Source organism: Saccharomonospora saliphila YIM 90502 (assembly GCF_000383795.1).
Classification (GTDB): Bacteria; Actinomycetota; Actinomycetes; order Mycobacteriales; family Pseudonocardiaceae; genus Saccharomonospora; species Saccharomonospora saliphila.
In genome coordinates this window covers 6,979-12,715 of sequence record NZ_KB912629.1, presented here as the reverse complement: position 1 = coordinate 12,715, position 5,737 = coordinate 6,979, and the positions used below count along the sequence as shown (strand labels likewise).

General features: G+C 73.1%; 5 protein-coding genes, 1 tRNA gene and 1 pseudogene. 5 read left to right on the top strand and 2 right to left on the bottom strand.

Features of this window, described 5'->3' with window-relative positions:
• The coding region (locus SACSA_RS21425; protein ID WP_048876407.1) for a dTMP kinase at positions 1–464 on the top strand (464 nt) is incomplete at its 5' end.
• On the top strand, positions 461–1,720 hold the full coding sequence (locus SACSA_RS0104170) for a DNA polymerase III subunit delta' (RefSeq protein WP_019813776.1): 1,260 nt from the start codon (positions 461–463) through the stop codon (positions 1,718–1,720). The genes SACSA_RS21425 and SACSA_RS0104170, both read left to right, overlap by 4 nt.
• 37 nt (positions 1,721–1,757) lie before the next feature.
• Here the strand turns inward: SACSA_RS0104170 and SACSA_RS0104165 are convergent, their stop codons facing one another.
• Positions 1,758–3,641 (bottom strand): hypothetical protein, encoded by a 1,884-nt coding sequence (locus SACSA_RS0104165; RefSeq protein WP_019813774.1) that lies wholly within the window; start codon positions 3,639–3,641, stop codon positions 1,758–1,760.
• Positions 3,642–3,774: 133 nt separating this feature from the next.
• Here SACSA_RS0104165 and SACSA_RS0104160 point away from each other — a divergent pair.
• A tRNA-Thr gene (locus SACSA_RS0104160) sits at positions 3,775–3,851 on the top strand.
• Positions 3,852–4,044: 193 nt separating this feature from the next.
• Positions 4,045–4,563, top strand: a complete 519-nt coding sequence (locus SACSA_RS0104155) for a gamma carbonic anhydrase family protein (protein ID WP_019813772.1) — start codon at positions 4,045–4,047, stop codon at positions 4,561–4,563.
• 150 nt (positions 4,564–4,713) lie between these two features.
• On the opposite strand, the gene SACSA_RS0104150 is transcribed toward SACSA_RS0104155, so the two are convergent.
• Positions 4,714–5,220, bottom strand: coding sequence for an inorganic diphosphatase (locus tag SACSA_RS0104150; protein ID WP_019813770.1), 507 nt, complete (start codon positions 5,218–5,220; stop codon positions 4,714–4,716).
• 151 nt (positions 5,221–5,371) lie between these two features.
• Here SACSA_RS0104150 and SACSA_RS26600 point away from each other — a divergent pair.
• Positions 5,372–5,737: pseudogene (locus SACSA_RS26600) on the top strand (hypothetical protein); the annotation flags it as partial.

Genomic DNA, 5,737 nt, shown 5'->3' with positions numbered 1-5,737 from the left:
CGTCGCTGTCCGGTGCGCGGGCCAAGGCGCTGGCCGCCGCCGCCGTGCGGGCCGACATCGTGGAACGCGACGTGCGGCCCGCGCTGGACGACGGTGCGATCGTGGTCATGGAGCGCTTCGTCGACTCGCCGCTGGCCCACCTGTCGGCTACGGCCGAACTGGACCCGCAGGAACTGGAGGGGCTGACGGACTGGGCCACCGGGCGGCTCCGCCCGGACCTCACCGTGCTTCTCGACAGCGACCCCGGTGACCCCGGCGAGACCTCGGCCCGCACGGCCGAGCACCATTGGCGTGTGCAGGAGATGCTCGCCGAGATGGCCGCCTCCGACCCCGACCGCTACGTCGTCGTGGACGCCGACGGCGCCGAGGACGAGGTGGCCGAGCGCGTCCGGGCCTCGGTGCGGGCGGCCCTGCGCGGCAGCACCGAGCTGCCGTCCGTGACCGCGGAGGTGTCCGCACGGTGAGTGGCCGGGTCTGGGAGGAACTGGTGGGCCAGGAGCCCGCCGTGGAGATCCTGTCGTCGGCGGCGTCCTCGGCGGCGGCCCTCGTCGCCGCCGACGCGGACACCGGCGAGGTGACCAGCGCTGAGGACGATGGCGCCTCCGCCGGCAACAGCGCCGGGAACGGTCCCGCACCCGGTGGGATGACCCATGCCTGGCTGTTCACGGGGCCGCCCGGATCGGGTCGTTCCGTCGCGGCGCGGACCTTCGCGGCGGCCCTGCAATGCACCGTCGACGCGGGCTGCGGGCAGTGCCCCGGGTGCCGCACCGCCCTCGCGGGCACGCACGCCGACGTCCGGGTCGTCGAGCCCGAAGGGCTGTCGATCTCGGTGTCCGAGATGCGTTCGCTGGTCCAGGCCGCCTCCCGCAGGCCCACCACGGGCAACTGGCAGGTAGTGATCATCGCCGACGCCGACCGGCTCACGGAGGGAGCGGCCAACGCGTTGCTCAAGGCCGTGGAGGAACCACCGGACCGGACGGTGTTCTTGCTCTGCGCGCCTTCCGACCATCCCGAGGACGTCACCGTCACGATCCGGTCGCGGTGCAGGCTGGTCGGCCTGCGCACCCCGCCGGTGGAGTCGATCGCCACGGTGCTGGTCAACCGCGACGGCATCGACCCTTCCCGTGCCGAGTGGGCGGCCGCGGTGTGCGGGGGACACGTGGGCCGGGCACGGCGGCTCGCCACCGACGACGACGCCCGCGCACGGCGCGCCTCGGTGCTACGGATTCCGCTCGGCCTGCGCCGCGCCGACGACATGTTCCGCTATGCCGACGAACTGGTGCGCACCGCCGAGGCGGACGCGAACGAGGAGAGCAAGGCCCGCGACGAGGCCGAGCAGGACGCGCTGCGCACGGCCATGGGCGCGGGCGGGACCGGCAAGGGGGTCGCGTCGGCGAAGCGCGCGGCCGACGCCGCCGTGAAGCAGTTGGAGAGGAAGCAGAAGTCGCGCGCGACACGGACCCGGCGCGACACGCTGGATCTGGCGCTGGTCGACCTCGCGGGGTTCTACCGCGATGTGCTGGTCACCGCGAGCGGCGCGGAAGCGGCGCTGAACCACCCGGACTACGCCGAGCAGAGCGCCGAGGCCGCCCGGCAGTGGACTCCCGCCTCCACCCTGCGCCGCCTTGAGGCGGTGCTGGAGTGCCGTGAGGCGATCGGCTGGAACGTCAAGCCCCGCATCGCCGTCGAGGCGATGGTGACCACGCTGCGCGAGGGCTAGTCGGTTCCCCGGGCGCCGCGTGCGGGGCGGAGGCCGCTCAGTCGTGCCGTGGGTGTGGTGACGGACGTCCGGCCGAGTGCGCAGGCCGGGTCCGCGGTCCCCTGTTGGGCAGCGCGGCGACGAGCACCACCCCGGTCAGCAACATCGCGGTCCCGGTCCAGAACAGCGGGACGGCGGAGTAGGCCCCGCTGGTGTAGGCCAGGTTCGGCGGCCCGGCGGGCTGCGGCCCGCCCTCGGGAGGCACGTCGGCGGGCGGGGCTGTCGTGCCGCACTCGACGCCGCCCTCGGGGGCGTATGCGGTGGCGGTCTGCTCGCCGAGCGAGATCTGCGCGAGCGAGGACGGTAGCCGCTCCGCCGCCTCGTCCGGCAGCACCTTCCTGAGGCGGTCCGTGGGCAGCACACGCAGGTCCAGCATGCGCGCCGCGGCGGAGACGTGGTGGCCGGCGAACGGGTCGGTCACCGTGGTGGCCTCGTCGGTGAGCTCCGCGATGCTCAGGCGCAGGACTCCGACGTCGAGCACGAAGTCGGAGGCCCGCTCGGGCAGCGTGGCCAGCCCGCCACCGGCGAGTTCGGCGACGTCGCCGACCACGGGCGCGTTGCTGATTTCGCCGAGGCCGGGGACGTCCTCGATTCCGGGAAGCGGGATGCCGACCGGGATGTCGGCGGTCGGGTTGGCCGCGTCCAGTTCGAACAGCGTCTCGCCGCCGCGCCGCACCGCGAGCACGGGGGCGGTGTAGTCGACGGTCGAGGTGTCGGCCACGCCCGTGGAGACCACGCGCAGGGTCGGCTGGCTGACCACCTTCACCGTCAACCCGAACGGCGTGCCCTTGAGCAGGTTGACCTCGGCGGCGCGCATCGTCGAGATCGCCTCGACCGCCTTGCGCTCGGTGCCGGGTTGGTCGATCAGCCGCACCACCGAGCGCGCGGAAAGGGTGTTCGGCACGCTGAGCAGCGTGCCCGTGCCGTCGGCGTGGTCGCCACCCCCGCCGAGCAGTCCACCCAGGCGCGCCAGCGGCCCCGGAAGCTCGGCGAACGCCTCACGGACCCGGTCGGCTTCGGTGTCCCTTGCCGTCGCGTCGCCGTCAGGGGCATCCGAGGTGTCGGTACCGGAGGATTCGTCAGCGGTGCTCTGCTCGCCGGTGGTGTCGTCTCCGTTCGGCTCGCGGTCCGGACCAAGGTCCGGGAGTGCGTCCGCACCCGGCAGTTCATCATCCGTGGGGGGCAACACGCCGCCCGTGGGGGGCGACTCGCGGTCTGTGGGGGGCGACTCGCCGTTCGTGGCGGGTGGGGTGGGGGTGTCGGGCATGGTGGGGAGGGCGTCCAGCAGGGAGAGGCTCGCCGCGGAGGTGGAGGCGTCGGAGATGGTGCCGACGCACGGGCCCAGCGTCGGGCTCCACCGCGCGTGCGCCCGGCCCTCGAGCCCGCTCACGCGCACCAACGGGTTCTCCGGTGCCGCCAGGCCGGTGGTCACGGGCTCCTCGTTGTCCGGCAACGCGGTCTGCACGGCCGCGCCCGGCACCGTCGGGGCGTGCCCAGCGACCGAAAGCCCGAAGGGCGCGGCCTCGGCGACCGCGCGCTCGTAGTTGAGGTAGGACTCCGAGTCCGCCGTGGCCTTCGCGAGCCCGAAGCCACCTTCCAGGGCCGACTGGTCCGGCAATTCCTCGTGGGCGCCCGGCAGGATCGAGTCGGCGGGGACCGCCTCCGGCCCCAGCCGCAGCACACCGAGCGCGGTGCCCGCTTCTGCCATGGCACGGCCCGTGGGCACCGGGCCGGTGGGCGAGGTGATCGGCGGCTGATTCTCGTCGGAGGGTTCCGGCTCGGGAGTCGTCGGCACCGTCTGCGCCGCGGCCGGAGCCGCGGACAGCACCAGAACCGTGGCCACGACGGGCAGAGCCAGCGCTCGGGGCAGGCATCGGCGCATGCGGAACAGTCCTCCCGAAAGCCGTGACCCGGCGGCCGGACGACGCCGGTGTCGTTGCCTGCCCAACGACCAGGGGGCCCCGGAGGTGACGGGGAAGTGGACGCTATACTGTTTCGCAGCCGGGTACGCCCGCGCCGCCTTAGCTCAGTCGGCCAGAGCGGCTCACTCGTAATGAGCAGGTCGGGGGTTCGAGTCCCCCAGGCGGCTCCAGCACGCACGAGGCCCCTTCCCGCCGGGAGGGGGCCTTTCGTGTGTCCGAGCCCGCTGTCGGTGCGGCGTGCCGATGGCTCCGTACCGGCCCCGGAGTACAGGCACGGCAGGTCGGCGACCGGTACGGGAACCGGGCACCCGCGTGCGGACGCGCCCCACGACGGAGGCCGCCGGCGTGGTTAAGGTGTGCGCCATGCCGATGTTTTCCTTCGAGGGCACCAGCCCCACCGTGCATCCCGACGCCTGGATCGCGCCGACCGCGACGCTGGTCGGCGACGTCGTCGTCGAGAAGGACGCCTCGGTCTGGTACGGGGCGGTGCTGCGCGGCGACTTCGGCCGCATCGTGGTGCGCGAGGGTGCCAACGTGCAGGACAACTCGGTGCTGCACGTCAACGACGGCATGTGCGAGGTGGGCCGAAACGCCACGATCGGGCACTCGTGCATCGTGCACGACTGCGTGATCGGGGAGCAGGCGCTCGTGGGCAACGCCGCCACGGTGCTGGACAAGGCGACCGTGGGGGCGCGCACGCTCGTCGCGGCCGGGGCGACCGTCACTCCCGGCACGGAGGTCCCCGACGAGGTCATCGCCATGGGAAGCCCGGCGAAGAAGTTCGTCGAGCTCACCGACTCCGCGCGGCTGTGGATCGAGTACAACGCCGAGGTCTACCGCGCTCTGGCCCGCAGGCACGCCGACGGCGTCGAGGCCCTCTGAATTCGGCGGTCCCCGCCGGGGCCGCGTGCTCGACCGTGGCCTCGACCGGGTCCGCGTCCTCACGATGAGGACCCGCGGACGCATCAGGCCCCCTCCTCCGCGGTGACCGCGGTGAAGGGGGCCTGAGGGGACGAAGGGCCGCGAACGGCGTCAGTCGTGGTCTTCGGCCTGCGCCTTGTGTGCCGTCTCGCGCGCGTAGGAGCTCTGAATCTCGCTCTCCGCCTCGGCGCGGCTGGCCCACGTGGAGCCCTCCACGCTCTTGGCGGGCTCCAGGTCCTTGTAGACCTGGAAGAAGTGCTCGATCTCCAGCTTGTGGAACTCGTTGAGGTGGTGGATGTCGCGCAGGTGCTCCATGCGCGGGTCGTCCGAGGGCACCGCGAGGATCTTGTCGTCGGGCCCCTTCTCGTCGGTCATGCGGAACATGCCGATGGCACGGCACCGGATCAGGCAGCCGGGGAACGTCGGCTCCTGCACGAGGACGAGAACGTCGAGCGGGTCGCCGTCCTGGCCCAGCGTGTCGTCGATGAACCCGTAGTCGGCCGGGTACTGCGTGGCCGTGAACAGGGTGCGATCGAGCTTGATGCGCCCCGTCTCGTGGTCCATCTCGTACTTGTTGCGCTCCCCCTTGGGGATCTCGATCGTGACGTCGAACTCCACGCCGTCCTCGCTGCCTGTCTCTCGGCGCCGCTTCCGGGCGGCTCACACTGCGTCTGACCTGTCAGCATCTAGTGTGGACCACGCATTCGGCGGGCGGGCCACGATGGTGGGCAAATGTGACGTCTGCCCCGTTGAGCGGCGAGGAGGGGCTGTGCCTGGCAGAGGGGACGCGGACGCCGGAGACCGGCAGGACGGCGAGTGGGCCGGGCCCGGCTCCGGCGCCGTCGATGGTGGACACGACGCCGGAGCGGGGCCGCTGTGGCCGTCGGACGAACCCGACGCCCGCGCCGCGACCGGCGAGACGGCCGGTGACGGGCACGGCTCCGCCAACGCGCGGCAGAAGACCGACCAGGTCCGCGTGCCCGACGTCACACCCGCTGAGCGGCCGACCGTCCACACCCGCCCCGCGGGCGCACCACACCCGGACCAGGACCGGCCTCGGCGGTCGCGACCGCAGCCGGAGTCGCGACCGCAGCCGGACTCACAGTCGCAGCCGCAGTCGCAGTCGCAGCCGGAG